Consider the following 25,486-nt stretch of genomic DNA (forward strand, 5'->3'; position numbering starts at 1 on the left):
GAGAGCCCGCCCTGGGCGGGCGGGCTACGAACTGCTTGTTGTGATCGCGGCCCAAGCCTTCTTCGAAGCTTTGTTCGGCGACCGGAGTCGCCCGACCGACAGAGACAATTACGCCTGACGATTGTTAAGAAACTGTTGTCTGACGGGACACTCTGGGCCTCACGTACGTGAAACAGGGCCTTTAGGGCCACGGGACTGGTATGGGGTGGAGCCGAAGCTCGTCCACAATAAAGCTAGGCATGATCCTCGTCATCGACAATTACGACAGCTTCACCTACAACCTGGTCCAGTATTTGGGGCAGTGCGGGGAAGTTGTCGAGGTCGTGCGTAACGACGAGGTCTCGCTGGAGGACATCGAGGCCAGGCGGGCGGACGGGATCATGGTGTCGCCGGGGCCCTGCACCCCGAACGAGTCGGGCATCTGCGTCGACACCTTGCGGGCGGCCTTGACACCGGGCAGCCCCCTCCACAAGGTCCCCCTGTTTGGCGTGTGCCTGGGCCACCAGACGATCGCCCAAGTGGCGGGCGGGGTGGTGCGCCAGGCCAAGAACATCATGCACGGCAAGGCGTCGACGGTGAGACACGACGGGCTCGGCCTCTTTGCCGGCATGCCCAACCCGTTCTCGGCGATCCGGTACCACTCGTTGGTCGTCACGAAGGACTCCGTGCCTCCGGGGTTTGTCGTCAGCGCCACGGCCGAGGACGACGGCGAGATCATGGGCCTGCGCCATGAGTCTTTGCCCGTCGAGGGGGTGCAGTTCCACCCCGAGTCGATCCTCACGGAAAGCGGTATGACCATCATCGAGAACTTCGTCGCCCGCGTCCGCCAGGCGTCCCCCGCCCGGGCCTGACCCTGCCAGAATCTGGGGCATGGCCCGCATTGTCGTGCCGGAGGCCGAGGAGCTTCTGGACCGCGAAATCCCCGTCTTGGACAAAGGGTTTGTCCGCCTCGTCGATTATCTAGGGGGCGACCAGCGCATCGTGCAAGCGGCGCGGGTCAGCTATGGCGCGGGCACGAAGAGTTTCCGCCAAGACCGCGGCCTGATCCACTACCTGCTCCGGAACGACCACACCTCGCCGTTCGAGCAGGTGATCCTGACCTTCCATTGCAAGATGCCCGTCTTCGTGGCCCGGCAGTGGGTGCGCCACCGCACCGCCCGCCTTAACGAGATCAGCGGGCGCTACTCGGTGATGAAGGACGAGTTCTATGTCCCGGAGGCCGGGCAACTGCGTTACCAGAGCACGGACAACAAGCAGGCCCGGAGCGAGGAGACCCTGCCGGCTGACACCGCCAGCGCGATGCTGGAAGAACTGCAGGCCGACCAGGCCACGCTCTACCGCCACTACACCGGCATGATCGAGCAAGGCCTGGCGCGCGAAGTGGCCCGGGCAAACCTGCCCCTGTCGCTTTACACCGAGTGGTATTGGCAGATCGACCTGCACAACCTTCTGCGGTTCCTGCATCTGCGAATGGACGCCCATGCCCAGTACGAAATCCGCGTCTACGCCGAAGCGATGGCGACGTGCGCCAAGGCGGTGGCCCCCATGGCCTACGAAGCCTTTGAGGAGCACCTGTTGGGTTCGTTGCGGTTCTCGCGGGCCGAGTTGGCCGCATTGTCGGCGATGGTCGAACAACGGCCCCATGGCCTGGAAGGACGGTCGGCCGCGGTCTTTGAGCAGAAGGTGGCGCGGATGAAGTCTCTCGTCCCCGCCGAAGAACCGGAGGAACCCGAACTCCCCCGGCCCTAAGCGGCTTGGGGGGCGAGGAGGCGCTTCAGGTGCTTCTTTGCGCCGGCGATGCTGAACATCTCCTCGCGGAGCAGTTGCTTGAGCGAGAAGACGGTCTGGATGTCCTGCGGCCGGTAGCGCCGCTGGCCGCCTGCGGTGCGAACGGGGTTCAGGTACCCGGAGAACTCGCGTTCCCAGTAGCGGAGCGTGTGCACCTCGACGCCGGTGATCTGGCTGGCGACACTGATGCTGACGTACTGCTCGCCCTTACCGCTTCGACCTGTCTGCGTCATGCTGGATCCTGACTCCGGCGACCGGAGGTTCTGTAATCCTTATCGGCACAGCCTGGTGATTTTGCAGGGTGGCGTCCTATCGGGCCGGGCCAATCCGCTCCATGGTGCCACAATGTCGCGCTGGCCGCCGTATGGTGGAGATGGGTCCCGATGGAGTCTGCCTGTCGGAAGAGGGAAGAGGTTTTTGCCGAGCTTGCGGAGCGTGCGCCGGACGCTCCCTTCCTGGCTTTGGGCCAGACGGTGTTCTGGGACGAGCCGATGAAGGCGGGCGTCGTCCTGGCCGCTCGGGCGGCAGGCGACCACCGGCGCTTCGTCGCCGGGGTGCACGACACCGACTATTTCGCCAAGTTTGCGTTGCGCCAGCAGTCCGTCGGGTTCAAAGCCCTTCCCCACAACGACACGACGACACGAGGGTTGTGGAGTGCGGCCGGCGAGTTCAGTGTCCTCTTCGGGTCCGAGACCGTGGTGACGCGGGACACCCTCGCCCGGGCCGGCGCACGGTTGGCCAAGGTCGCCGCGGCCCGGCCCGGCTATCTGGACCAAGTGACCGAAGCATGGGGTTGGCGGGGCGTCGTCGGCCTTGACTCGGTCGCCCAGATCACCGCCGAAAAGAAGCTGGGCCCCCTGTTTCCTGAGTTGTTCCGGACCTTCGAGTGGGCGGTCGACAGTTCCCTCGCCATGGTGACGGGGCCCCACCGCGGGGAGGCCGAAGCGGCACGGGACCGTGTCGTGGAGATGGTGTGCCGTGCCAGCGAGGGCGACGGCGTCGACACCCTGGCCGACTACTACGAGCGGCTTCTGCCCCAGATGTACGACCTGACCGCAGGCCGGCACGTCGGCGTCGACACGACCCGCACCAGCCGCCTGCTCTCCCTTGACCCTGACAACGTCAAGAACCCCCGGTTCGACCTGGTGCGGGCCTTCATCGACCCAGCGACCCGAGAGTTGGCCACCCGAGCCTACGACGACGCCGTCCGGGGCTCCGAGATCTACACCCTTGACCGCTTCGGTACCGGTGCCCTCCCGTTCGACCTGATCATCCCGGGCGTCGGGCGCGGCACGTTGCGGCTAGGCAACCGTGGCGGGGTGGTGATGACCCCCGATCCTGTCGGTTTCTCGTTCAAGCGGCCACCCATGAGCCTGGACGAACTGGCCGGTCTGATTTGCCACCGGTTCGGGCCGGGTTGCGTGCTTGTGGGAAAGGCGGTCTCCCTGATCGGCATGCTCGCCCGGGAGTTCGTCTTCGTGTTCCACGAGGGGGCCAGCAGCTACATCTCCGTGTCGCGCCGGTTCCACCGGGCCCTGGCGGCAGGTGGTGTCGACCTCAAGCTGAACCCCGTCCTCCGTGTGCGCTACGAGCCTTGGGACGCGATGACCGACTGTTGCACGTGGGTGAAGTTGCCTGAGCCGCTCCACCGGCCGTTCGGGGTGAACGAACTGAGCGCGCCCAGCCTCGCCATCCGCTGGCGCAAGGTGCGGGACGAGCAGGCGGTCCGTCTGGAGAAGCTGGCGGCGGCACGCCGCACCGTCGAGCTCATGGCACTCTTGCAAGAGTCTCTCGGCGGGATGTGGTCGTGCCTGGCCACCGACTACGGCCAGATCCACGCCCAACTGTCCGATTTGCAGCCCTTTGTCGAGGCAGGCAAGGCGGAGCGTCGACGCCTGGCAGGCCGAATCCGCGAGACCAAACTCAAAGTGAACGCGCTTGAGGCAGAAAAGGGCCGGCACTGGCGAGACCGGGTCTTTGAGAAGGAGCCCGCTCAGGAAGACCTGGACAAACGGGCGGGATACAACGCCGAGATCGACCACCTGTGCGGAGTGGTGAACGACTTGGAGCATGAATGGAGGCAATTACTCGCCCAACAGGAGGAACACTTGGCGTCCGAGGCCGTCACCCGGGCCAAGCAACGGCGCGACGCCATCGCCCTGGAGGCTGAGATCATGCGCCTGACCCTGGCCCGGGAGGCCGTGGTCGCGACGGAAGGCCTCAAGAAGGCAGGGCATCGGCCCAGCGCGTGGTGGTTCCCCTTGATCTGTCCCGGCGGAGCTTGGTTCAACGCCACCATGAAGGGCGCCGAGATGTGGTTGGAGTCGGTGGATTGATCAAGTTTTGGAAGGTCGAGGCGGTCGCCAACAGCTTTGTCTTGGTGCACCGCGACGATGTCGCCGGACGTGACCTGGAGGTGTTGGCCCGACAGATGTGTCAACCTCGCTTCGGGGTCGGCTCCGACGGCCTCCTTGTCGTCTCACCAGACCTCGAGCTTCGGATGTTCAACCCGGACGGGACGGAGGACTTCTGCGGCAACGGCCTCCGGTGTGCGGCATGGCATATCTGTCAGCTGGGCTGGGGGCAAGGCTCGTTCGTGATCCACCACCACGGTGTCGACGTGCCTGCCCGCGTCCATGCGGACGGTATGGTCGAGGTGACGCTCGTCCCGGCGTCGTTTGACCCCGCAGTGGTGCCCCTCGACCCGCAGCAGCACGAAGGTGAGTTGTGGATGGAGGAGCGTTGGGGCGGGCTCGCCTCCTCGGTAAGCACGGGCTCCACCCACACGGTGGTCTTTGTCGACGAGCTTCCCGACGACCAGACGTTCTTTGGCCTCAGCCCTCAGATCGAGACCGACCCCCTGTTTCCCGAGCGGACAAGCGTCATGTGGACGCAGGTCGTGGGTCCGGGCCGCTTACGTCTCCGCATATTTGAGCGTGGCGCGGGCGAGACGCAGGGTTGCGGCACCGGTTCGGCGGCGGCGGCGGTGGTCTACGCCCGGGCCCGAGGCCACGCAGGCCGGGTGGAGGTCGAAAACCCGGGCGGGGTCGTCGTGGTCGACCTGGACCGCTGGGACGGGCCGGTCAAGATGTCCTCGGTCACCTCGGTCGTGTTCGAGGGAGTCTGGGCCTGATCCTCAGACCTTTCGGGCGGTGAACCGCCGCATGGCTTCCAGGGTCTCGTCGGAGACGTGGTGCTCGATACCTTCGGCGTCGGTTTCCGCGGTCGCGTCGCCGACGCCGAGCGCCAAGAGAAAGCCGACGACGACTTGGTGTCGCCGGCGCGACTCTTCCGCCATTCGTTGACCCTCCTCGGTCAAGAACACCGCGCGGTAGGGCTGGGTCGTCACCAATCCGTCACGCATCAGGCGTTGGATGGTCTTCGTCACCGTCACCTGGCTGACACCTAGTCGTGCGGCCATGTCGACCGCCCTCGCCTCGCCGGTCTCGGCGGTAAGGGCTTGAATGAGTTCCACGTAGTCTTCGGCGGTCTCACGGCTATGGTCCTCGCGGACCCGTCGGAAGCGCTCGGCAGTGCTGATCAACCTATTGTAGCCTGGCGGGCACCGGTATCCTAGCCGCCATGCTGTGGGCACAGGCGGGAGCGAGTTGCGTCGTGTGGGTCGTCGCCGGCCTCGCCTTGGCCCGGTGGGCGGCGGCCCGTTGGGTGCCGGGCCTAGGGAGGCGCGCCCTGGGCGCGCTCGGGCCGGGCTCTTTGCTTGCCGGCCTCGCTGCCTTGGTGGCGGGTTTGTCGGCGGCTTGGGCGGCGGGCGGCGTCTCGAACGGGGCCCTCTTGCCGTTGCCTTGGCTCCTGGCGACGCTGACCGGGGTGCTGTTCACGGCGATGCAATCCTTTGGCGCCCTGTGCCTGCTGGCCGCCTCGCGCCCCGCCCGACCCGCAGAAACCCCGGCGACCTGCCGGGCGTCCGAACTCCCGGAGAACTGATGACCCGTCGACCCCTCGCCCTTGTCCTCGCCGTCCTGACCCTCGTGCCGTGCTTGGCCTATGCCCAGCAGGCGTCGAACCCCGTGGCCGACCGCATCGCGGTGAAGGTCCGGAAGCTGGACTTGCTCAACCAGATCCTTCCCGTGCTCATGACCAAGGAGCAAATCCGGAAGTTGCTCCCGACGATCGAAAAGGCCCGCCAGGCTGAGCGCGACCAGACCGCCAAGGAACTGGACATTATGAAGAAGTACGAGGGCAAGCTGGACGCGGCGATCTCGGCGGCGCTGAACAAGAAACAGGTGACCAAGGTCGAGGTCCTCCACGACCTGCGGGCGATGGTGCGCGGCATCTCCATCAGCCGCATGGCCATGGTCGGGACTTACTCCGAGACCGTGCGGAAGAAGTTTGTCGAAGTGATGAACGCGGGGCAGGTGAAGGCGGCGACGAACGCCCTTGACCCCCGCCTCGTCGACCCCAACGCCGACGTCAGCAAGATGTCGTCGGACCAAAAGCTCAATATGTGGGTACGGGGCATCCTTCTCGACCCCTTGGCCTACGACCTCCTTGTCCAACTTTCCAAGTGAACACCCCAGCGTGATTGCCTGGCGGGAACAAGTGCCGGACCGGGAACAAGCCAGGTATGGCGTCATGTGTCCGGCAGTTGGTCGTCGTCGCGTTGTCCGTGGTCGTCATGGCTCCTGCCGCCATGGCGCAAGACCCGGTCAAGACCTATCTCAGTGCGCCAGACAAGGCGCGCCAGGTGGCGGCGGAGGAAAGTCGCCGAGCTTACAAGGGTGACGAAGATAACCCCGGCGGTAACGCCGTCGCGTTCTCGCCGGAAGTCCAGAAGCGCCTTGCCGAACGGCTGGCGGGCATCGAGAAGAAGTTTGGGGTGACCTTTTCGACGAAGCACCCCTTTGAGAATGCCGCCGCCCTGAAGGCCAATATGGCCAAACCGGCCTGGTCGATGGACGAACTGGTCGGCGCGGTGCGGCCAGACCCCAAGGGCGCAGGCTTGAAGTGCGTCGGTCGCGCGGTCAATGTCGAAGGGACCGTCCTTTCCGTCGAGAAGCAGGCCCATGGCCGCACGGTGACCGTCGGTGACCCAAGCGGCCAGTCCGACCATATCGCCGCGTTTGTCGTCGACGACTCGTGCAAGACCCCGTTTGCCGTCGGTGACCACTTCAGCGGCATGGGGGTCTTCCTGTTGCAAGGCGCCAAGAAGGGTGAGGCGCAGGACATGTACATGTTCGCCTATGTCCCGGAGAGTGCCCAGGCGGGAGGCCCGGCCCCCGCGGCGGCCGCGTCACCCACGGCCGAGCCGAAAGGCGAGTTCACTGACGTGCTCAAGGGCTGGCGCCTAGTCGGCGTCGTGTCCGACGAGCAGGGCGCGGTCGGGGTCTTTGTCAACAAGGACGGGGCGAAGAAGTACTGCCGCACCGGACAAAAGCTCGACGAGGGCATCTACCTCAAGGCGCTGGTCGACGGCCAAGCACGCCTGAAGGTGGGCAAGAAGACTTTCGACGTTTGGCCCTGGTAAGGGGAGCCACCAACCAAACGGAGACGAGCCCCGGCCGATTGGCCGGGGCTCGTCAGCATGGGCGTCAGCCTAGCTCAGCGGCGCGGGCGGAAGCGAGGGTTGACCTCGTCGTCACCGCGGGACTTCTTCGGGAACTCGGCGGCGTCGCCGCCGTTGTCGTCCGCCTGGGTCACGGCCGCCCGGTCGGGGGCCTCCGACGCCTCGTTATCGCGGGGCCCGCGGTCGCGGTCCCGGTAGCCGCCACGGTCGCGGTCTCGCCCGCCGCCCCGGCGGTCGCGGTCACGCCCGCCACCTCGGCGGTCGTCACGGTCGCGGAAGGGGGGACGGTCGTCAGTCTCGCTGATGACAGCGTTACCGTTGAGCTTGGGATTGTCCGGGTTCAGGCCGATGGCGGTAAGGTTCACGCGGCCCATCCCGTCGATCTCGGCCACGCGGACCTTGATCACGTCGCCCTCGCGCACCACGTCGTCGGGCCGTCGGATGCGTTGGGTGGTCAGCTGGTCGGTGGGGACCATGCCGTCCTTGCCACCGGGCATCTGCACCATGGCGCCCCGGCCCATGATGCGCGTCACGGGGCCGCTGAACTCCATGCCGACTTCGACCACGAGGGTCGATGCGCGGATGAGCTCGATGGCGGCGATGGCCGCCTCGCCGTTGTCGCTGGCGACCAAGACGCGGCCGTCCTGCTGGATGTCGACCTGCGCCCCGGTGGTCTCGGTGATCTTGCGGATGTTCGCACCGCCGGGGCCGATGAGGGCGCCGATCTTCTCGGGGTTGACTTGGACGACCTGGATACGCGGCGCCGACCGGCTGAGGGTGTTCCTGGGCGCAGGGATCTCGGCCTCGATGACGTCAAGGATTTGGAGACGGGCCTCCAGGGCTTGGCGCAAGGCGTCGGCGAGCACCTTTTCGGGAATGCCGTCGAGCTTCGTGTCCAACTGGAGCGCGGTGATGCCCTTGCGGGTGCCCGCGACCTTAAAGTCCATGTCGCCGGTGAAGTCTTCGACGCCTTGGATGTCGGTGAGGACCTTGAACTTCTTGCCGTCACTCATCAGGCCCATGGCGATGCCGGCCACGGGAGCCTTGATCGGGACGCCCGCGTCCATCAGGGCCAGGGTGGAGCCACAGACTGAGGCCATCGAGGTCGAACCGTTGGACTCGAGCACCTCGGAGATGAGGTGGAGCGTGTAGGGGAACTCTGGGTCGTCAAGGGGGATCACCGGCTTGAGGGCGCGCTCGGCCAGAGCGCCGTGGCCGACCTCGCGGCGACCGGCGCCACGCAGCATGCGGACTTCACCGACCGAGTAGGGCGGGAAGTTGTAGAAGTGCATGTAGCGCTTGTCTTCGTCTTCCTCGTCCAGCGTGTCTTGCATCTGGGCGTCCTTCGGCATGCCCAAGGTGAGGACGGTCATGACCTGCGTCTGCCCGCGGGTGAAGAGGCCGGAGCCGTGCACCCGGGGAAGAAGTCCGGCGACCGCTTCGAGCGGACGGATGTCCTTGAGGCCGCGTCCGTCGGGCCGCTTTTCGTCCTCGATGACGAACTTCCGGATCGTCTCTTTGACCGCCTTGTCGACGGCACCCGGAAGTGCCTTGATCTTGGCCTCGTCGCCGGCGAGCTTCTCTTTGTACTTCTCGGTGATCTCCTTGATCACGTCGTCCATCGCGGACTCACGCTTGGCCTTGTCGGGGTCGAAGAGGCCCTTTTCGATGGTCTTGGCCTCCTTCTTCTTGATCTCCTCGGCCAACTCCGTGTCGACACCGGCGATGATCGGTTCGCGCTTGGCCTTGCCGACCTTCTTGGCGAAGACCTCGAACTCCTTGCAGATCTCTTGGATCGCCTTGTGGGCGACGCCAAGGGCCTTGATCATCAGGTCTTCGCTGACTTCGCTCGCACCCGACTCCACCATGCTGATCGCGTTCTTGTGACCGGCGACGACCAGGTCCAGCTTGCTGGACTTGAGCTGCTCGTTGCTGGGGAAGAGGACGAACTGGTCGTCGATGTAGCCGACGCGGACGCCGGCGACGGGACCGGCGAAGGGGATGTCGCTGACGCTCAGGGCGGCGCCGGCGGCGCACACGGCCAAGACGTCGGGCGGACACTGCTTGTCGACGCTAAAGGCCATCGTGATGACCTGGACGTCGTTGCGCATGCCTTTCGGGAAGAGCGGGCGGATCGGCCGGTCGATCAGGCGGGAGATCAAGACGGCTTTGTCGCTGGGGCGGCCGCCGCGCTTGATAAAGCCGCCGGGGATGCGCCCGACCGCGTACTTGCGCTCTTCGAAGTCGCAGACGAGCGGCAGGAAGTCGATGCCCTCACGGGCGGTCTTGCTCATGGTGGCGGTGCCGAGGACGACGGTCTCGTCCATGCCCAAAAGGACGGCGCCACCCGCTTGTTTGGCCACGCGGCCAGTTTCGAGGGAGAGCGTCTTGCCCCCGACCTCGAAGGTGTGGGTGATGATCATGTTGTTGTCTCGCTCGCGTGACGCCGGGCCTCCGGGCCTTCCCGGACGCGTGCGGCACGCGCAGGGTGGCCAAGCGAGACTGAATGCCGCTCTGCGCAACGCCCTGATGAAAAAAGGCGCTCCGAAGAACGGCACGCATCCAGGACTTGGCCGAGGCTGATCTTACCTGCGGGAGGGGACTGCCTTTCGGGACAAAGGTGGACAATTCCTCCACTCTTCGTATATAGTGAACCCAGAGGGAAACTATGACAAGCCTCATCCTATCTGGTCTGATTCTTGTTTCACCGGTCCCTATGGACGACCGGGCTGCCTTCGAGCGACTGAAGGGTCTGACGGGCACGTGGACGGGGGTCGCTTCGCACGGCGAGACCATCCCCGACATGTCGGTGGTCTACAAGACCACGGCGGCGGGGACGGCGGTGGTGGAGACTCTCTTCCCCGGCAAGCCACATGAGATGGTGACGGTCTACACCTTGGACGGCGGCAAGCTCCGGGGCACCCACTATTGCTCGATGGGGAACCAGCCCACCCTCTACATGACGGGCGGCGATGACAAGTCGATCACGCTCGAGTTCAAGGAAGGAGGCAACATCAAGGCCGGTGACAGCCATATGCACAAGGCGGTCATCACCTTCCTCGGTGCCGACCGCCTGAAGTCGGCCTGGTACCCCATGGTCGGGGGCAAGCTGGGAGAGCCGGCGACCTTCGACCTGAAGCGGCAGAAATGAAGACGCCCGTGCCCCTCGTGAGAGGGGCACGGGCGCAAACTCCGTGCGACGGCAGCTTACTTCGGCTTCACTTCGCGGATGCCGAGCCGCTGGATGAGCTGGCGGTACTTGACGACGTCGCGGTTGCGGAGATAGGCCTCCAGGCGGCGGCGCTTACCGACCAGCTTGAGCAAGCCGGTGCGGGAGTGGAAATCTTTCTTGTTGGTGCGCAGGTGGTCGGTGATCTGCTCGATGCGCTTTTGCATGATCGCGATCTGCACCTCGGTGGAACCGGTGTCGCCGTCTTTCAGGCCGTATTCCTTGATGACTTGTTGCTTGAGTTGGGGGTCCAAAGGCATGTTTCGAGTCTCGGCCTCTTGTTGAGGCTCCCCGCTCCGCCGGTCGGGCCGGGCGTCGCAGGTGGCCCGGTGCGGGCCGGGGCACATGGTACCCAATGGCCATTGTCGGGCCGTCGGGCCCTCCGGCTCACGACGCCACCGAGAGGTATCGTCGCCTCATGACGGTGACGGTTGTGGGGGCGGGCAGTTGGGGGACCGCTTTGGCGATCCTCCTGGGTCGCAACGGCCACGATGTCGCCTTGGTCGGCCGCGACAACGACGGGACACGGTCGATGAGGTCGTGCCGGGAGAACCTCCGGTACCTGCCGGGGCACCGGCTGCCCGAGGAGGTCTCGGTGTACATCGAGGACGAGGCCCGGCCCGAGGCCGAGATGGCCGTGCTCGCCGTCCCCGCGTCGGCAGTCCAGGACTCCGCCAGGGGCCTCGGACCGACCCCGGTGGTCGTCTTGGCGTCCAAGGGCCTGGAGCCCACGGGTACGGGCGTGCTCAGCGACGCGGTGGGGCTGGTGAGGCCGGAGTCCAAGTTGGCGGTGTTGAGCGGCCCCAACCTCGCTGTCGAACTGGCCAAGGGGGTGCCGACGGCCTCGGTCGCGGCGAGTCCTGACGAAGAGACGTCCCACCTGGTCCGTAACGCCTTTAAGGGGCCTAACTTGCGCGTCTATTCAAGCCGCGACATGCGCGGCGTCGAAATCGCCGGTGCGCTCAAGAACGTCGTGGCGATCGGGGCGGGGATCAGCGACGGCCTTGGGTTTGGTGACAACACGAAAGGAGCCCTCGTCGCCCGTGGGCTGAACGAGATGGCCCGGCTTGGCGTCGCGATGGGTGGGCAGATCGAGACGTTCATGGGTATCGCCGGGGTCGGCGACCTGTTCGCCACGGCGAGCTCCCGGCTTAGCCGCAATTACCGGGTGGGGGCTGCCGTCGGCTCGGGCAAGTCTCTCCAGGTCGCCGTCGACGACCTGGGAGGACAAATTGCCGAGGGTGTCGCGACCTGCCGCATCGCCTGTCAATTGGCCCGGCGGATGCAGGTCGACCTTCCGATATTTGGCGCACTCGAACTGGTCTTGGCGGGTCGGTTGAGCCCCAAGGAAGCCGTGCTCCGTCTCATGGAAAGAAGCACTCCCGACGAAGGGGTGACCACGCAGCGTTGACGCACGCCAACGTTCGCCGGTGGGAAGCTCTGCAGGTATCCTTTACGGGTACCGAACATCTGAGGGAAGGGGAAGCAGCAAAGTCATGTCGATCAAGTCTCAGTGGGTTTCCATCGCGTCGTCCGCGGCGCTCTTTGTGGCGGCGGGATTCGTCGTGGGTTGCGGCGGCGGTGGCGGTGGAGTCGGCGGCGGCGCGACAGCGTCCGGCGGCGGGAGCGGCAGCGGCGGTTCGACCGGACTGACGACGGGCACGACCACCGGTACGACGACTGGTACGACAACAGGCGCCACGACCGGCACGACCACGGGCACCACCACCGGAACCACGACCGGCACGACCACGGGCACCACCACCGGAACCACGACCGGTTCGACCACGGGCACCACCACCGGAACCACGACCGGTTCGACGACGGGTAGCACCACCGGCAGCACGACCGGCTCGACGACGGGTAGCACCACCGGCAGCACGACCGGTTCGACGACGGGTAGCACCACGGGAAGCACGACCGGCTCGACGACGGGTAGCACCACGGGCAGCACGACCGGCTCGACGACGGGTAGCACCACCGGCAGCACGACCGGTTCGACGACGGGTAGCACCACGGGCAGCACGACCGGCTCGACGACCGGCAGCACCACGGGAAGCACGACCGGTTCGACGACCGGTAGCACCACGGGCAGCACGACCGGCTCGACGACGGGTAGCACCACCGGTAGCACCGGCGGCGGCCAGCCGCAAGTCGTGTATTCCGTGCTCTCGGCCAGCAACCTCTACACGATCCACAAGATGAACATGGACGGCACCAACAACACCGTGGTGGGGGCGACTGCATTCAGCAATTTCAACCCGACGATGGACGGCGCCAAGACGACCCTGGTCTACGAGACCGACCGCAACCCGTTCGTCCAGGTCTACAAGAGTGCCCTCAACGGCTCCAGTGAGGCCCACCTGGCTTCGAGCAGTTCCGACGACGACCAACCGGTCATCAGCCTTGACGGCTCGAAGATCGTGTTCCGCAGCGGCCGTAACGGCACGCCGGGCATTTTCCTCATGAACAGCGACGGCTCGGGCATCACCCAGGTGGCGAGCGGGTTTGTCGAGGCGCCAAGCCTGAGCGCCAACGGCAGCCTCGTCCTCTACTCCAGCACGAACAGCGGCCCCGCCCAGATCTTCCGGGTGAACGCCGACGGTTCGGGCACAGTCAGCCTGTCGAACAACCTGAACGTCGACGACTTCGACCCCGCCTACAATCACACCGGCACCAAGATCTGCTTTGTGCGCATCGAGCAGGCGACAGTGGCTCGGCTGTGGGTGATGAACGCCGACGGTACGGGCCAGGCCAAGGTCGTCGACCTAGGCGGCCCGGTTCAGTCCCCGTCCTTCTCGCCCGACGGGACCCGGATCATCTTCATGTACGACGACGGCACGGGCTGGGACATCTGCTCGGTCAAGACGGACGGGACAGGGTTCCTCCGGCTGACGAGCACGATCGGTGTCGACGAGTTCAAGACGAACGGGTTCGTCTCCCCGTGACCCTCGCGCCGGTACCGGTGGCAGTCGCCCTGGGGGCGAACCTCGGGCCGGCGGAGCAGACCCTCGGCCAGGCGCTGGTGCGCCTGGCCGCAATTCTTGACGGGATGAGCACAAGCGGACTCTACAAGACCGCGCCGATGTACGTGACCGAGCAACCCGACTACCTGAACGCGGTGGCGGTGGGTCACACCACGCTCGGCCCACTGGCCCTGGTCGCTTGGTGCAAGCAGACTGAGCGCGAATTGGGACGGCGGCCCGGCGAACCGAACGGCCCTCGACTCATCGACCTCGACGTCCTGCAGTACGGTTGCCTCCAGCTTGAGTCTCCCTGCCTGCGCGTCCCCCATCCCCGCGCCCATGAACGGCGGTTTGTCATGGAACCTTGGGCGGAGGCCGACCCCGACGCCACTTTGCCGGGCGGGAGGCGTATCCTGGATTGGCGGGCCGACCCGGAGCTGACGGGCCAGGCCGTGAAGAGAGCAAGCGATGCCCCTGTACCGGTTCCAGGCTGTTGACGCGGAGGGCCAGTCGACCGGCGGCACGCTGGACGCGCCGTCGCCGGGCCACGTCGCGCGGACCCTTGCCGACCGGGGCCTCCAGGTGAAGTCCGTCCGCCCGGCCGACCTCGTCGCCCAGCCTTCTGTGACGCCTGCACCGGTCGTCGCCGCTTCACGTCCGGTGGTTTCCACGTCCAGCCCCGCGGTCGGGCCCGTGTTCCACACCGGACGGGCGAAGAACAGTGAGCTGAGCTTCCTTTTCCTCCAGATCGGCAGCCTATGGCGTGCGGCGGTCGCCCCGACGGTCGCCCTGACCCAACTGGCGGCGCAAGAGCGTAACCCGGCCATCGCCCAGGCCCTGCGGCATATGGCCTCCCACACTGCCGAACGGGGCAGCCTGGCCGAGGCGATGGCGGCGTTTCCCGACGTCTTCCCCGAGGGGGCGGTCGGGGCCATAGCGGCGGGAGAGGCAGGGGGCTACGTCCCCGAGGCGGCCACCGAACTCGGCGAGCGGTTCCGGGCGGCCCACAAGGTGGGGTGGGCGGCAAGGTTCTTCCGCTGGTCGGCGTTCTACCTGGGCTTTGTCGGGCTGCCGTTTGTCATGGCGGTCACGTCGGGGATGATGAAGCTGGTCGACACGGCGGTGAACGGCACCCAGCAGACCACTCCCGCCCAGTTGCTCGGCACGTTCGTCACGACCTCGGTGACGAAGTTCTTCACCTCGTGGCCGGTCATCGTCCTGGCCGTCGGATGCGCCGTCTATTTCGTCTCCGGCTGGTGGCTCCGCCAGACCGCCCAGCGGCCCCTTCGCCACCGCTGGGGTTACCGACTCCCCGTGTTCGGTCAGTTTGCCCGACAGGAGAACCTCTCGGTGTTCAGCAGCCACATGGAGCGGTTGAGTGCGGCGGGGATCAGCCCTCGGCAGTCATGGGAGCTCGCCGCGCGGGCGGTCCCGAACCACGAGTTCAGCGCGATGCTGCAAGGCGCCCTCGCCACCACCGGGCATGAGACGCCGTTCTCGGACATCGCGGCGCGGTCGGGGATCGTCCCCCCGGAACAGGCCTCCCTCATCCGCACCGGAGAGATGACCGGCTCGTTGCCCGACGCCTTCCGTCACATGGCCCTGATGGCACGTGACAGCGCCCAATCGTGGCAGAGGGGGAGGATGTACACCTTGTGGCTGGCCGCGTTCCTCCTGTGCATGCTCGGAGGACTTGTCGGTGCGGCGACGTTTTGGGCCGGTTACTACAACCAAGTCATCAACAGTGCCCTTCAGGAGTAGCCAAGATGCCGATCTTCGAGTACCAAGCTGTCGACAACCAGGGGCGGGTCCATCGCGGGACTGTGCTCGGCGTCGATTTCGACGCGGCGAGCCGCCAGTTGAAGGAGCAGGGCCTCCAGGTCCGGGGGCTGAGCGAGGCGAAGGGCGGCTTCGACGACCCGGTCGCCACCGCTCAAGAGCCGATGAGGCCGGTCGGTGCGGTGGCCGGACCGCCGGTCGAACCCCGAAGCTATGTCGAGACCAACGTGGTCGGCGCCTTGGTCGGCGGGGTCGCCCTGACCAACCTTCACTTTTTCTTCCGCCAACTTGGGACCATGCTCCATGCGGGCATCAACCCCGCCCAGGCCCTGGAGACACTGGCGACCCAGACGCCAAGCCCCAAGTTGCGCAAGGTCGTCCTCGAGACAAGAGACCATGTGATGGCAGGGCGCCCCATGACGAGCGGGTTCCAGCGGTACCCCGAGGTCTTCTCCCCTTTGATGGTGAGCATGTTGCGGGTCGGCGAAGAGGGCGGCTTCATGGCCGAGCAGTGCCGCCAGCTCAGCGAGTACATCCAGCGGGACATCGAGCTGCGCAACCTGATCCGGCGCGAGACCTTCTATCCCAAGGCCGTCATCGGCGCGTCGGTAATCATCATCATGGGCGTCAACGCGATCCTCGCGTCGATCGCGCCCGGCAAGAGCGGGATCGCGGCTCCGGTGGCGATTTGGGCGACGGCGGCGGCCCTGCTCGTCGGCTGGTTCCTCTTCAAGAAGTTCGGCCTGCCCCACGGCCCGGTCCGGTACACCTGGGACAACATCGTCAACAGCCTTCCGTGGTTCGGCAAGATGGTCCACGGCTTTGCGATGGCCAAGTTTGGTCGGGCTTTTGGCGCGCTCTACAAGGGTGGTGTCCCCACGCAGAAGGCGCTCCGGCTCGCCGCCGACGCCTGCGGGAACGAGGCGGTCCGGCTCAAGATTTACCAGGCGGCTGGCAAGTTGGAAGGCGGGGCGGGGATCACGGAGACCTTTGTGTCGACGGGGGCGTTCAGCCCGATCGTGATCGACATGGTGCGCACCGGGGAAATGACCGGCAACCTGGACGAGATGCTGATCAAGACCAGCGAGTACTACGAAGACGAAGGGCAGACCAAGGCGCGACAGTCGGCGACCTTGCTCGGCGTCCTCGCCCTCGTCATGGTCGGTGCCTACGTCGGCTACATCGCGGTCAGCTTCTACACCGGCTTCGGCCAAGGCGTGCAGCAGCAGATCAACGACGCCAACGCGCCATGACGCCTGACTACTACGAGACGCTCGGCTTGGAACGATTTGCCTCTGCCCAAGCGGTGAGGGTGGCGTTCCGCCAGATGGCCAAAGAGCTTCACCCGGACCTTAACCCACGGGCCGACGCCCAAGAGCGGTTCATGCGCGTCCGCGAGGCTTACGAGGCCCTGAGCGACCCGGAACGCAAAGCCTCGTACGACAAGCACCTGCATGAGTTGGACGAGGCGGGCCGGCGACGGGCTGCCCAAGAGGCCACCGTGCGCCCGACCCCCCGCGCGACGCCCCGTACCCCGCCACCGAGTCGGAAGCCGTCACCGAAGAGGCCCGCCGCGACCAAGGGCCCCGCACCTCGGTACCAACTCCAAGACGGCAACGACGACGCGGCCAAACTCGCCCGGCTCCTCCGCCGCCACAAGTACGCGGAGGCCGACATGGTCGCCGAGCGGATCTTGCGGTCAAACCCGCAAGAGGCGGCCGCCTATGCCGCCATCGCGGACGTGGCCCGCTACCGGGGCGACCTGGACCGGTCGGCCCGGTATTACGCCTACGCGGCCCAATTCGACCCGGACAACCCGGTTTTCGAGCGCAAGTACCTGGAGGTCGTCGACCTGCAAGCCTCGCACCCGGTGGCTGACGCGGCGGACCTGAACCGCGCGCCGGTCTACGCCGCCTTGGTGACCTTGGCCGTGGTCGGCGCGGCCTTGGTGTTTGCTCCGGAATCGGCGACGACGGGGATCAGGCCGTTGGCGGTCGGACTCGGTCACGTGGTGGCCTTGGTCGTCGCCGGCACCGTCACGGGGGCCGCCCTCGCGTCCGCGGGTTTGCTCGACCGGCTGGAGACGTTGGGTTCGGCGACGGGTTCCCGTGTCTCTCCCCCGGTGGCTCTGGCGCTGCTGAGCCTGGCATGCTTTTGGGCTTCGGTCTCGGCGTACTGGGTCGTGGGTGCAGGGCAGAAAGCGTTCAACCCGTCGCTGTCCCGGCTGTTGGGCGGATCCGTCGCCGCCTTGGTGGTCGTCGTGGCGTTCACTTTGGCGCGGAGCGGGGCCGCGGCGGGCCAGGTGTTTTTGCTGGGTGGCAACCTCTTGTTCCCTTCGGCCCTGGTGGGATGGGGATTGGCCGACGTGTTCCGTGGGCTGAAGGGCTGACCGGGTCTCCCGAGTACAATCGGTGCTTCCCATGCCGAGCCGATTCACCATCATGACCGCCATCCCGTACGTCAACGGCATGTTGCACATCGGTAACTCGCTGACGACATTGGCGGGCGACGTGACGGCACGGTATCACCGGATGCTGGGCGAAGACGTCTGGTTCCAGGTCGGCACGGACGAGAACGGCACGAAGATCCGCGAGGCCGCCGAACGGGCGGGGGAGGACCCTCACAAATTCGTCGACCGGATCGCCGGTCGCTTCGTCGACGTTTTCCGGGAGCTTAAAGTCTCTCACGACGACCTGGTCCGCACCACCGAACCACGCCACGTCCACGCGAGCCAAGAGCTGTTCCGCCGGTTGCAGGAAAACGGGCACATTTACACGGGCACCTATGAGGGTTGGTACGACGTCACCACGGAGACCTACTTCAAAGAGGAAGACCTCGTCGACGGCAAGTCGCCCGACGGCAACGAGGTCCGGTGGATCAGTGAGCAGAACTACTTTTTCAAGCTAAGTGGATTCCAAGAGGCCTTGTCCCAAGCCTATGCCGACGGCAAGATCAAGGTTGTCCCCGAGGCCCGGCAGAACGAGGTGGTCTCGTTCATCAACCAAGGTCTGCGCGACGTCTGCATCTCACGGTCCAACACCGGCTGGGGCATTCCCGTCCCGGGCGACGAGAGCCAAGTCATCTACGTCTGGTTCGACGCCCTGATCAACTACATCACGAGTTGCGATTGGCCTGACGGTGACTTTGGCGCGAGGTGGCCCGCCGACGTGCAATGGCTGGGCAAGGACATCTTGACCAGGTTCCACGCCACGCTGTGGCCCGCCATGCTGATGGGCGTCGGCCTAGAGCCGCCCCACGTCGTCGCCGCCCATGCCTGGGTGCTGTTCGGGGGCGAAAAGATCTCCAAGTCAAAGGGGACGGCGGTGGAGCCGCTGCCCTTGGTCACGGAGTTTGCCGAGAAAGCAGGGATCTCGCGAGAGCTTGCCGTGGACGCGCTCCGGTTCTGGCTTGTCTCGACGATGGGCTTTGAGAACGACTCGACGTTTACCTACGAGGAGTTCGACCGTCGCTACAACGCCGACTTGGCCAATGACTTTGGCAACGCGCTCAACCGGTCGCTGTCGATGGCGCACAAGTTCGTGGGGGGCGTCGTCCCCGACGTCGCCCTGGAACCGGAGGCCCAGGCCGCCATCGACGAGGCCAAGTCTCGCTATGAGGCGGCGATGGCGGGGTACCGCTTGGAACAAGCGGCGGAAGCGGCCATCGGCCTCATCCGCTGGCTCAACAAGTACATCGACTCCCGGGCACCCTGGGCTTTGGCCAAAGCGGCAGACCCGGCCCTGCCCGCGGTGGTCCGCTCGATGCTGGCCTGCGTCCGTGCCGCCGAGGCGATGGTGCGCCCGACGATGCCCGACGCGGCGGACGCCGTGGCCGCCCAGCTCGGCGTCGCCCCGACCCTGTCGTGGCAGACGGTCGGCACCGACGCGGCGTTGCCGTCGGGCACGAAACTGGGACAGCCGGTGCCCATCTTCCCGCGCCTCGAGACCAAGCCTGCCGCCGCACCTGCGCCGAAGCCGGCGTCAGAACCTAAGCCGGAGAAAAAGAAGACCATGGAACCGCCTGCCGTCATCGAGTTCGCGGACTTTATGAAAGTCCAACTCAAAGTCGCCCGCGTCATCGAGGCCGAGCCCGTCGAGGGAAGTGAGAAGCTGATGAAGCTCCAGGTCCGCATCGGCGACGAGCCCCGCCAGATCATCGCGGGGATCAAGAAGAAGTACACGCCGCTAGACTTGATCGGCCGGCAGGTCATCGTCGTGGCGAACCTGAAGCCGGCGAAGCTGATGGGCCTCGAGTCGCAAGGCATGCTCCTGGCCGCCGACGACGCCGACGGAAACGCGATCTTGCTCCAACCCGAGCACGAGGCTCCCGACGGCACCAACGTCCACTGATCACGGGCCTTACTGAAACACGTTGATGTAGTGCCTCAGCCCTTCGGCGTCGATGGCGACGAGGTCATGGCGGGCGTAGAAGCTAGGCCCGGCCTCTTCGTCCAGGTACTGCCGGGCGGCGGCGGCCAGCCTCGCCCGCTTGGTCGCGGTGATCGCCGCCTCCGGAGCGACAAGGCCTGAGGTCCGGTGCTTGACTTCGACAAAGACGACGGTGTCGCCGTCCAGGGCGACGACGTCGATCTCACCCCGGCGCGCCTTGTACCGGCGCTTGAGAAGGGTGTATCCGAGGGTGAGAAGGTAGTCCGCGGCGCGGTCCTCGGCTTCGGCACCTAGACGTCGAGGAGGCATGGCTGGTTCACCATCGTCTTGACCGGCTCAAAGCTCCGGCGGTGGAGGGGGCACGGCCCCAATTCACGAAGGGCGGCGAGATGGCCCGGGGCGGCATAGCCAAAGTTGCTCTCGAACCCGTAGCCAGGGAACTCTTCGGCCGCCGACACCATGAGCCGGTCTCGGGTGACCTTGGCAAGGATGGACGCCGCGGCAACGGCGGCGTCCCTGCCGTCGCCCTTGACCCAGGCCTCGCACGGGCAGCACGGGTCAGGGGGCAGGGCGTTCCCGTCGATCCGGGCCGAGCGGGGGCGGGGTGTCAGCCCCGCCAGGCACCGGGACATCGCCGCCAGGGTGGCGCGCAGGATGTTATGCCGGTCGATGTCGGCGGGGCCGACGACCTCGATGTGCCAGGCCGCCGCCGCGACGATACGGTCAAAGGCCGCCTCACGGTCGGCGGGGGTCAGTCGCTTGCTGTCAACGACGCCTTGGGTGTCGAAGCCCAAGGGGAGGACGACGGCCGCGACCACGACCGGGCCGGCCAACGGGCCTCGGCCGGCCTCGTCGACTCCCGCCACGTGGGGGGCGAAGAGAAGGGACGGACTCACTTGAAAACGACGCGGGAGTTCAGGTCGCGCTTGTAGGTGGTCTCGCGGACATTGGTCTTACCGTCGGCGGTCTTGCTTTCGGCACGGACGACATAGCCACCCTCGGCAGTGAACGTGGTCTCTCCGTCGACCGTCGCGATCCCGCCCGCCTGGCCGACGACCTTCTCGTGAGTGACGATCTTGCCGGGCTTGAACTCCACTGTCCCGACGGTCATGAAGTCGGCGGTCGTGAAATAGTGGTAGGTCACCGCCTTCTTCTCCTCGTCCCAGCGGAAGATCGACTCGCCGCCGTACATGCCGTTGTTAAGCGAGTGGACGAGACGGACCGCCTTGCCGTTCAAGGCCCGCTCCCAGTGGGCGACATCGACCAGCGGACTCTCGGGGGTGCTGTTCTTGAAAACTCCCTTAAACGTCATGCCGAGGAGCGGCTTGAGGCCTTCGAGGTGAGGGTCGAGATATTCCTGGGCAGGGTTGGCAGTGGCCATGACACAAAGCAGCGCAGCAGCGACCATGGGTCATCTTGGCATAGGACGGCCAAGCCGATGTGGTGGTCGAAGACCTCGGGCTGACAATGTCAATCCCGGAATATTGAGAAGGGATGGGGCGGAAAACGGGACTTGAACCCGCGACCTCCTGAGTCACAGTCAGGCGCTCTAACCACTGAGCTACTCCCGCCACCCGGAGGCTTCATTATACCGCCGGGCCTACTGAGACTGGGCCGCCGGCTCTTCGGGCTTGACGGTGCTGTGTCCACTGACCGCGTCACAGGCGGCGAGGCTCAAGAGTGCGAGTGCGAGGACGATCAGGCGTCGCATACCCCCAGTATGGGGACTCCTGGCTGGTCGTTTATGTAGACGCAGTTCTGGGTCGGTGGTATAAAGTGGGGGTGGCCCAGGACAAGATCGTCGTCGTCGGAGCGCGCGAAAACAACCTGAAGAACATCACCGTCGAGATCCCTCGCGACAAGTTGGTCGTCATCACGGGTCTGAGCGGCAGCGGCAAGTCGAGCCTGGCTTTCCAGACCATCTATGCCGAGGGCCAGAGGCGGTATGTCGAGAGCCTGAGCGCCTACGCCCGCCAGTTCCTCGGGCAGATGGACAAGCCAGACGTCGACCATATCGAGGGCCTGTCACCGGCGGTGAGTATCGACCAGAAAACGGCGAGTCGTAACCCGAGGTCCACGGTCGGCACCGTCACCGAGATCTATGACTACCTCCGCATCCTCTTTGCGCGGGTCGGCGTCCCCTACTCCCCGGCGACCGGCAAGCCGATCAGCCGTCAGACAACGGACGAGATCGTCGATGCTGCCAAGGCCCTGCCCGAGGGGGCCAGACTCCAGATCCTCGCGCCGGTCGTCCGCGCCCGTAAGGGCGAGTACAAGAAGGAGCTGAAGGACATCCAAGCGGCCGGGTACGTGCGGGTCCGGGTCGACGGCGAGATGCACGAGGTGACCGACGACATCCCGATGGACCGCTACAAGCAGCACACCATCGAGGTGGTCGTCGACCGTTTGGTCATCAAGGAGGGCCTTGACCGGCGTCTGGCCGACTCGATCGAGACGGCCCTGAAAATGGGGAAAGGCTTGGTCACCCTGAGCCACCAGTTGGCGGACGCCAAGGGTGACGACTGGCACGACGAACTGTTCAGCGAGCACTACTCATGCCCCGAGTCGGGCTTCACGATGCCGGAACTGGAGCCCCGGATGTTTTCGTTCAACTCGCCGTTTGGCGCATGCCCTGAGTGCACGGGGCTGGGGACGAAGACGGAGTTTGACCGTGACCTTGTCGTCCCCGACCCGAGCAAGCCGGTACGCGACGGTGCGATCGCGCCCTTCGTCTACAAGAGCGGCGACGTCAAGGAGTGGTGGCCCCAGGTGCTCGACGGCGTGGGCCGGGCGGCGGGGTTCGACGCGTCGTTGCCCTTCGACAGCCTGTCAGAGGAGGCCCGCCGGGCGGTGTTCGAGGGCCTGCCCGAGCCGGTGTCCGTCATCACCCACTACGGCCGCACGGAGCGGACGTTCACCAGCCAATGGGACGGCGTGCTGGCTGTCCTGCGCAAGAAGTACGACCAGACCGAAAGCGAGTGGGTGAAGCGCGACCTTGAGCAGTACATGAGGACGGCCGCATGCCCGGAGTGCCGCGGACAGCGCCTTAAGCCCGAGACCCTGTGCGTGAAGATCGCGGGGAAGAACATCGCGGACGTGACCTCGATGTCGGTGGCCGACGCTTTTGCCTTTTTCTCGGGCATCAACGACCACCTGAACGCCCGACAACGGGCGATCGGCGAGCGGGCGGTCAAGGAAGTCCTGGAGCGGCTTCGCTTTCTCAACGACGTCGGCCTCGCCTACCTGAACCTCGACCGGTCGGCGAACACCTTGGCGGGCGGCGAGGCGCAACGGATTCGGTTGGCCACCCAGATCGGCAGCGGTCTGATGGGATGCCTGTACGTCCTGGACGAGCCGAGCATCGGGCTCCACCAAAGGGACAACCACAAGCTGATCGAGACGCTGGTGCGCCTCCGCGACCTCGGCAACACCGTGTTGGTGGTGGAGCACGACGAGGACACGATGCGCCATGCCGACTGGCTTATCGACATCGGGCCCGGCGCGGGCGAGCACGGCGGCGTCATCGTGAACGAGGGGCCGTACGACGAGTTTGTCAAACGGTCGTCACCGACGGCCGACTACCTGAACGGCAAGGCCGTGATCGACGTGCCGAAGGAACGTCGACGACCCGCCATGCCGCACCCGCTGGCCTCGGTCGGACGGGCCGCCGTGACCATCTCAGAAGCGGCCCCTCCTCCAGCCAAAAGGAGCCGCGCGGCCAAGGCCGAAGTCAGACCTTCATGATCTTGACCGGCACATAGACCTCGGTCACCCACCGGCTTGTGTCGGGTTCATCCTCGGGGTCCGTCACGTATCGTTCCCATGGCGGCCCGTCAGGTTGGAGCCCCAGCCTTGCGACTTCGGCCCACAGGGCCGCCCATGTCTCCTGCAGGCCGGCATGGGGTCCGGTGTGGGTGCCCATGAAGGCCTCGGTGCCCGGGAACTCCTTGATCGTCGCACCGGCGGCGGGCACGGTGCCCTCGGCCACGGGTACCACGCACTCCACCTGGACGTGCTGCGCCCACTCCAGGTAGTACACACACGGGGCGTCGGCCATGTCCGCCTCCGGGTTCGAGTTCCAGATGTAGCCGAGCAACCGTGGTATCTCGGCACCCAATTGGTCGGCAGGGCATGTCGTCCCTGCGACTAGGCCGGTGTAGGCCGGGTAATCGACAACTTGAAAATCAGCCACGCCCCATTGTGCTTGCTTTGCTGATATGGAGGTCAAGTGCAGGCCGGGCGACCCGACCCTAGCCGGAAGACCTTCTGTACGTGTAGACTGTCGTCGAGTATGTCGCACGGTTGGCTGGTGCTGAGGAACGCCCGCGGGCACAACTTACGCGGCATAGACGTGGCGTTCCCGCTGGGTCTCTTCGTCTGCGTGACGGGAGTCAGCGGGAGCGGCAAGTCGACGCTGGTCCAGGACACCCTTTTCCCTCGCCTGATGTTTGAGGTGTACGGCACTCGTGGAGCCTGGGAGCCCCATGACGGCCTGGAGGGGCACGAGCAGGTCGACAAAGTCATCGACATCGACCAGTCGCCGATCGGCCGGACACCCCGCTCCAACCCCGCCACCTACACCGGCACATTCGACATGGTCCGCGACCTCTTTGCGCGGACGCCCGACTCCAAACTGCGCGGCTACCAGCAAGGCCGGTTCAGTTTTAACGTCAAGGGAGGACGGTGCGAGGCGTGCAAGGGCGACGGCATCATCAAGATCGAGATGGTGTTCTTGCCCGACGTCTACGTGCCCTGCGAAGTGTGCAAGGGCAAGCGATACAACCGCGAGACCCTTGAGGTCAAGTACAAGGGCAAGAACATCTCGGAAGTCTTGGAGATGACTATCGAAGAGGCGTGCTCGTTCTTTCAGCCGGTGCCCAAGATCTACAAGAAGTTGGTCACGCTCCAGGAGGTCGGACTGGGATACCTCCGCTTGGGCCAGCCCGCCACAACCTTGAGCGGTGGCGAGGCGCAGCGCGTGAAACTCGCGTCCGAACTGTCCAAGCGGGGCACGGGGTCGACCTTTTACATCCTTGACGAGCCCACCACCGGACTCCACTTCGAGGACGTGCGACGGCTGCTCGCTGTCCTCCACCAATTGGTTGACCAAGGGAACACCGTCCTCGTGATCGAGCACAACCTTGACGTCATCAAGACCGCCGACTGGCTGATCGACATGGGGCCCGAAGGGGGCACCGGGGGAGGCAATGTCGTCGCGACGGGCACGCCCGAAGACATCGCCGCCGTCGAAGGCAGCTGGACGGGGCAGTACCTCCGGCCGATGCTGGCGGCAGCAAAGAAGCCCGGAAACGTCTAGGACGCCGGGGGCTCCCAGGCGACCAGCGGTATCTCCGTCGTCACGTTCACGTCCTCATGGTGGGGCACGACGCGGACAAGATAGCCCCGGTGACCCGGTCCGTCGCACTTGGCCGTGCCGGTGAAGGTGTGGACAGAACCGTCCGCGGACTCCCACGTGAGGTCGTAGAGGTCGATGTGGCGCAGCTCCCGGTTCGAGGTGACTTGGCCGGCGACGACCTGGACGCGCACGTCGTCGGGGCACAGGGTGCCGAGGTCGATCTGCGCGGTGACGTGGAACCCTGACCCGATGGTGGCCGACCGGTCTACCGTGTCGGTGACGCGCAAGATCTTCACGGCGGGCCACGCCTTGATCGCGTTGTCGCGCCATTGCAGGGAAGACTTCGCTCGTTCGAGACCGTTATCAACCAAACGGTTGAACATCTGTGACGCCGGCATGTAGCACCTCGACGTGTACTCGCGGACCATGCGCAGGGTGCTGAAGGTCGGGGCGAGC

27 protein-coding genes and 1 tRNA gene are annotated in these 25,486 nt (G+C 65.8%); 17 read left to right on the top strand and 11 right to left on the bottom strand.

The features are described 5' to 3' along the window. The first annotated feature begins 239 nt into the window (after positions 1-239). On the top strand, positions 240-851 hold the full coding sequence (locus KF857_12655; protein MBX3112842.1) for an aminodeoxychorismate/anthranilate synthase component II: 612 nt from the start codon (positions 240-242) through the stop codon (positions 849-851). Positions 852-870: 19 nt separating this feature from the next. Continuing rightward, a complete protein-coding gene (locus tag KF857_12660) occupies positions 871-1,749 on the top strand; it encodes an FAD-dependent thymidylate synthase (protein MBX3112843.1) in 879 nt (292 codons plus the stop codon). Here KF857_12660 and KF857_12665 read toward each other — a convergent pair. Continuing rightward, complete coding sequence (locus KF857_12665) at positions 1,746-2,021, bottom strand: MerR family transcriptional regulator (GenBank protein ID MBX3112844.1); 276 nt, start codon at positions 2,019-2,021, stop codon at positions 1,746-1,748. The two genes, KF857_12660 and KF857_12665, sit on opposite strands and share 4 nt — an antisense overlap. A gap of 150 nt (positions 2,022-2,171) precedes the next feature. Here KF857_12665 and KF857_12670 point away from each other — a divergent pair, with 150 nt between their 5' ends. Together KF857_12670 and dapF are read left to right on the top strand one after the other, a co-directional pair. Beyond that, the gene (locus KF857_12670; GenBank protein ID MBX3112845.1) at positions 2,172-4,124 is read left to right on the top strand and encodes a hypothetical protein; all 1,953 of its coding nucleotides are present in this window, start codon (positions 2,172-2,174) and stop codon (positions 4,122-4,124) included. Beyond that, complete coding sequence (dapF, locus tag KF857_12675; GenBank protein MBX3112846.1) at positions 4,121-4,921, top strand: diaminopimelate epimerase; 801 nt, start codon at positions 4,121-4,123, stop codon at positions 4,919-4,921. Before KF857_12670 ends, dapF begins: the two co-directional genes overlap by 4 nt. Before the next feature lie 3 nt (positions 4,922-4,924). Here the strand turns inward: dapF and mntR are convergent, their stop codons facing one another. Beyond that, a complete protein-coding gene (gene mntR / locus KF857_12680) occupies positions 4,925-5,332 on the bottom strand; it encodes a manganese-binding transcriptional regulator MntR (GenBank protein ID MBX3112847.1) in 408 nt (135 codons plus the stop codon). A gap of 38 nt (positions 5,333-5,370) precedes the next feature. Here mntR and KF857_12685 point away from each other — a divergent pair, with 38 nt between their 5' ends. Genes KF857_12685 through KF857_12695 form a run of 3 tightly spaced genes read left to right on the top strand, consistent with a single transcriptional unit; the run spans position 5,371 to position 7,273 of the window. Further along, positions 5,371-5,733, top strand: coding sequence for a hypothetical protein (locus tag KF857_12685; GenBank protein MBX3112848.1), 363 nt, complete (start codon positions 5,371-5,373; stop codon positions 5,731-5,733). Continuing rightward, on the top strand, positions 5,733-6,317 hold the full coding sequence (locus KF857_12690; GenBank protein ID MBX3112849.1) for a hypothetical protein: 585 nt from the start codon (positions 5,733-5,735) through the stop codon (positions 6,315-6,317). Before KF857_12685 ends, KF857_12690 begins: the two co-directional genes overlap by 1 nt. Before the next feature lie 56 nt (positions 6,318-6,373). After that, complete coding sequence (locus KF857_12695) at positions 6,374-7,273, top strand: hypothetical protein (protein ID MBX3112850.1); 900 nt, start codon at positions 6,374-6,376, stop codon at positions 7,271-7,273. A 74-nt stretch (positions 7,274-7,347) separates the two neighbouring features. On the opposite strand, the gene KF857_12700 is transcribed toward KF857_12695, so the two are convergent. After that, a complete protein-coding gene (locus tag KF857_12700) occupies positions 7,348-9,735 on the bottom strand; it encodes a polyribonucleotide nucleotidyltransferase (GenBank protein ID MBX3112851.1) in 2,388 nt (795 codons plus the stop codon). Positions 9,736-10,028: 293 nt separating this feature from the next. Here KF857_12700 and KF857_12705 point away from each other — a divergent pair, with 293 nt between their 5' ends. Then, positions 10,029-10,463, top strand: coding sequence for a hypothetical protein (locus KF857_12705; GenBank protein ID MBX3112852.1), 435 nt, complete (start codon positions 10,029-10,031; stop codon positions 10,461-10,463). 56 nt (positions 10,464-10,519) lie between these two features. On the opposite strand, the gene rpsO is transcribed toward KF857_12705, so the two are convergent. Beyond that, on the bottom strand, positions 10,520-10,801 hold the full coding sequence (gene rpsO, locus KF857_12710) for a 30S ribosomal protein S15 (protein MBX3112853.1): 282 nt from the start codon (positions 10,799-10,801) through the stop codon (positions 10,520-10,522). Between the two features lie 158 nt (positions 10,802-10,959). Here rpsO and KF857_12715 point away from each other — a divergent pair, with 158 nt between their 5' ends. After that, a complete protein-coding gene (locus KF857_12715; protein ID MBX3112854.1) occupies positions 10,960-11,952 on the top strand; it encodes an NAD(P)-dependent glycerol-3-phosphate dehydrogenase in 993 nt (330 codons plus the stop codon). Positions 11,953-12,051: 99 nt separating this feature from the next. Here KF857_12715 and KF857_12720 read toward each other — a convergent pair whose 3' ends face one another. Continuing rightward, the gene (locus tag KF857_12720) at positions 12,052-12,723 is read right to left on the bottom strand and encodes a hypothetical protein (GenBank protein ID MBX3112855.1); all 672 of its coding nucleotides are present in this window, start codon (positions 12,721-12,723) and stop codon (positions 12,052-12,054) included. Between KF857_12720 and KF857_12725 the strand changes: the two genes are divergently transcribed. The 6 genes from KF857_12725 to metG are packed head-to-tail and all read left to right on the top strand — an operon-like array spanning position 12,698 to position 19,635. Further along, entirely contained in the window at positions 12,698-13,489 is a 792-nt protein-coding gene (locus KF857_12725; protein MBX3112856.1) for a PD40 domain-containing protein, read from the top strand. The genes KF857_12720 and KF857_12725 overlap by 26 nt on opposite strands. 17 nt (positions 13,490-13,506) lie before the next feature. Then, a complete protein-coding gene (gene folK / locus KF857_12730) occupies positions 13,507-14,004 on the top strand; it encodes a 2-amino-4-hydroxy-6-hydroxymethyldihydropteridine diphosphokinase (GenBank protein MBX3112857.1) in 498 nt (165 codons plus the stop codon). After that, on the top strand, positions 13,976-15,268 hold the full coding sequence (locus KF857_12735) for a type II secretion system F family protein (GenBank protein ID MBX3112858.1): 1,293 nt from the start codon (positions 13,976-13,978) through the stop codon (positions 15,266-15,268). Before folK ends, KF857_12735 begins: the two co-directional genes overlap by 29 nt. 5 nt (positions 15,269-15,273) lie before the next feature. Next, positions 15,274-16,539: a type II secretion system F family protein gene (locus tag KF857_12740; protein ID MBX3112859.1), complete on the top strand. Its 1,266-nt coding sequence runs from the start codon at positions 15,274-15,276 to the stop codon at positions 16,537-16,539. Then, on the top strand, positions 16,536-17,675 hold the full coding sequence (locus KF857_12745; GenBank protein ID MBX3112860.1) for a DnaJ domain-containing protein: 1,140 nt from the start codon (positions 16,536-16,538) through the stop codon (positions 17,673-17,675). Before KF857_12740 ends, KF857_12745 begins: the two co-directional genes overlap by 4 nt. 31 nt (positions 17,676-17,706) lie before the next feature. Then, positions 17,707-19,635: a methionine--tRNA ligase gene (metG, locus tag KF857_12750; protein MBX3112861.1), complete on the top strand. Its 1,929-nt coding sequence runs from the start codon at positions 17,707-17,709 to the stop codon at positions 19,633-19,635. 9 nt (positions 19,636-19,644) lie between these two features. Here the strand turns inward: metG and KF857_12755 are convergent, their stop codons facing one another. The 4 genes from KF857_12755 to KF857_12770 form a co-directional block, all read right to left on the bottom strand. Then, complete coding sequence (locus KF857_12755) at positions 19,645-19,983, bottom strand: YraN family protein (protein MBX3112862.1); 339 nt, start codon at positions 19,981-19,983, stop codon at positions 19,645-19,647. Further along, positions 19,965-20,570 carry a ribonuclease HII gene (locus tag KF857_12760; protein MBX3112863.1) on the bottom strand — a complete coding sequence of 202 codons (606 nt, stop codon included), beginning with the start codon at positions 20,568-20,570 and terminating at the stop codon, positions 19,965-19,967. The genes KF857_12755 and KF857_12760 overlap by 19 nt, the downstream gene beginning before the upstream one ends. Beyond that, a complete protein-coding gene (locus KF857_12765) occupies positions 20,567-21,082 on the bottom strand; it encodes a hypothetical protein (GenBank protein ID MBX3112864.1) in 516 nt (171 codons plus the stop codon). Before KF857_12765 ends, KF857_12760 begins: the two co-directional genes overlap by 4 nt. An 87-nt stretch (positions 21,083-21,169) precedes the next feature. After that, a tRNA-His gene (locus tag KF857_12770) sits at positions 21,170-21,245 on the bottom strand. 211 nt (positions 21,246-21,456) lie between these two features. Here KF857_12770 and uvrA point away from each other — a divergent pair. After that, positions 21,457-23,418 (top strand): excinuclease ABC subunit UvrA, encoded by a 1,962-nt coding sequence (gene uvrA, locus KF857_12775; GenBank protein MBX3112865.1) that lies wholly within the window; start codon positions 21,457-21,459, stop codon positions 23,416-23,418. Here the strand turns inward: uvrA and KF857_12780 are convergent. Then, the gene (locus tag KF857_12780; protein ID MBX3112866.1) at positions 23,405-23,866 is read right to left on the bottom strand and encodes a GyrI-like domain-containing protein; all 462 of its coding nucleotides are present in this window, start codon (positions 23,864-23,866) and stop codon (positions 23,405-23,407) included. The two genes, uvrA and KF857_12780, sit on opposite strands and share 14 nt — an antisense overlap. A 99-nt stretch (positions 23,867-23,965) precedes the next feature. Here KF857_12780 and KF857_12785 point away from each other — a divergent pair, with 99 nt between their 5' ends. Beyond that, positions 23,966-24,991, top strand: a complete 1,026-nt coding sequence (locus KF857_12785; protein ID MBX3112867.1) for a hypothetical protein — start codon at positions 23,966-23,968, stop codon at positions 24,989-24,991. Here KF857_12785 and KF857_12790 read toward each other — a convergent pair. Continuing rightward, the coding region (locus KF857_12790; GenBank protein ID MBX3112868.1) for a hypothetical protein at positions 24,988-25,486 on the bottom strand (499 nt) is incomplete at its 5' end. The genes KF857_12785 and KF857_12790 overlap by 4 nt on opposite strands.

This window comes from Fimbriimonadaceae bacterium, from assembly GCA_019638795.1.
GTDB lineage: Bacteria > Armatimonadota > Fimbriimonadia > Fimbriimonadales > Fimbriimonadaceae > JAHBTB01.